This is a genomic window from Palleronia sediminis, assembly GCF_004358695.1.
GTDB lineage: Bacteria > Pseudomonadota > Alphaproteobacteria > Rhodobacterales > Rhodobacteraceae > Palleronia > Palleronia sediminis.
On record NZ_SNAA01000047.1, the window covers coordinates 1 to 1,339 of the forward strand.

Consider the following 1,339-nt stretch of genomic DNA (forward strand, 5'->3'; position numbering starts at 1 on the left):
CGGCAGGCTCAAGGACTGGCGCCGGGTGGCCACGCGATACGACCGGTGTCCGAAGGTCTTCCTCTCGGCCATCGCTCTCGCCGCCACGGTCATCTACTGGCTATGAGTCCTGACCCTAGGCATCGCAGACCAAGCCAAGATTGCTACGGAGCACTTCACCAGCACTCTTCAGAGAATCCCAATACAAATAATTACCGCGAAATTCAGGAGCAAAGAATAAAATCTATCGCCCTCGCGACTATACGGGCCTGAAGGCTTGGGACGCACTCGACATTGAATCGATCGACGACGCGACCGTACGGCTGCACTGGGCCGACAAACCATACAAATGGCATATCAACGACGGTCCCGAGGTTTTTGTCGTGCTCGACGGTGCCGTCGACATCCACACTCGCATTGATGGTGAGGAACAACTCGTTCGCCTCGAAACAGGCGATGTGTTTCACGCTCAGGACGGTGATGAACATTTCGCGCATCCCGACGGCGTTGCGCGCGTACTGGTGATCGAAAATCGGGGTAGCGTATGACATCTGCGCGGTTCCCGATACATGCCCGTATGTTGGTTCCTCACGATCTGCGACTCGACGGAAGACGGATCGCATACGGGGTGCACGCCCCGTCGACAGGCCGGGGAGCTGCAAGCGTTGTCTTGATCCACGGGACGCCGTCATCCTCGCTGATCTGGCGCAACGTTGCGCCTGCACTTGTTGAAGCAGGGTATCAAGTGATCGCTTTCGATCTTCTGGGATATGGCGCATCCGAGAGACCTCACCCCGTTTCCGTCGATACATCCGTGTCTGCTCAAGTTCCCGTGCTTCTCGGACTGATGGACTTCTTTGGAATAGACGCTGCACATCTGCTCGCCCATGACGTTGGAGGCGCAATGGCGCAGCGCGCAGGAATTCTTCACTCGGATCGGGTCAGGTCCATTGCACTCCTCGATGCGTGCTCGTTCGACTCCTGGCCTTCGGACCGAACGCAACAGCAGATGGAGGCAGGGCTTGATGCATTGATCCGCGCGCCCGCAGATCAACACCGAAAGCACTTTGAGGAATGGTTGCTTTCAACCGTTGTCGACGACGCCTCGATGCGCACAGGCCCGCTTCAGCATTACCTTGACTTCATCTCCGGTCCCGTCGGCCAGGCGAGCTTCTTCCAACACCAAGTTGCTCACTACGACCATCGTCACACGAGCGAGATCAGCCACCGGCTAAATGAGCTAGGGTCAGGATTCATAACCAGAACATGACGGTTGCGGCGAGGGCGATGGCGGAGAGGAAGACCTTCGGGCATCTGTCGTAGCGGGTGGCGATGCGACGCCAGTCTTTCAACCTACCGA

At 57.6% G+C, this 1,339-nt stretch carries 2 protein-coding genes and 2 pseudogenes; 2 read left to right on the plus strand and 2 right to left on the minus strand.

All coding sequences use genetic code 11. From position 1 onward, the window contains the following. A pseudogene (locus E2L08_RS16795) lies at window positions 1-106 on the plus strand (IS5/IS1182 family transposase); the annotation flags it as partial. Window positions 107-203: 97 nt separating this feature from the next. On the opposite strand, the gene E2L08_RS17155 reads toward E2L08_RS16795, so the two are convergent. Continuing rightward, on the minus strand, window positions 204-530 hold the full coding sequence (locus E2L08_RS17155) for a hypothetical protein (protein WP_206077039.1): 327 nt from the start codon (window positions 528-530) through the stop codon (window positions 204-206). A 119-nt stretch (window positions 531-649) separates the two neighbouring features. Here E2L08_RS17155 and E2L08_RS16805 point away from each other — a divergent pair, with 119 nt between their 5' ends. Continuing rightward, the gene (locus tag E2L08_RS16805) at window positions 650-1,249 is read left to right on the plus strand and encodes an alpha/beta fold hydrolase (protein ID WP_206077040.1); all 600 of its coding nucleotides are present in this window, start codon (window positions 650-652) and stop codon (window positions 1,247-1,249) included. On the opposite strand, the pseudogene E2L08_RS16810 reads toward E2L08_RS16805, so the two are convergent. After that, window positions 1,233-1,339, minus strand: a pseudogene (locus E2L08_RS16810) (IS5/IS1182 family transposase); the annotation flags it as partial. The gene E2L08_RS16805 and the pseudogene E2L08_RS16810 overlap by 17 nt on opposite strands.

What these genes read in the sequence shown, in the direction of transcription:
- E2L08_RS17155 (WP_206077039.1), bottom strand. Translation starts at nt 530, where the DNA reads ATGTCATACGCTACCCCGATTTTCGATCACCAGTACGCGCGCAACGCC.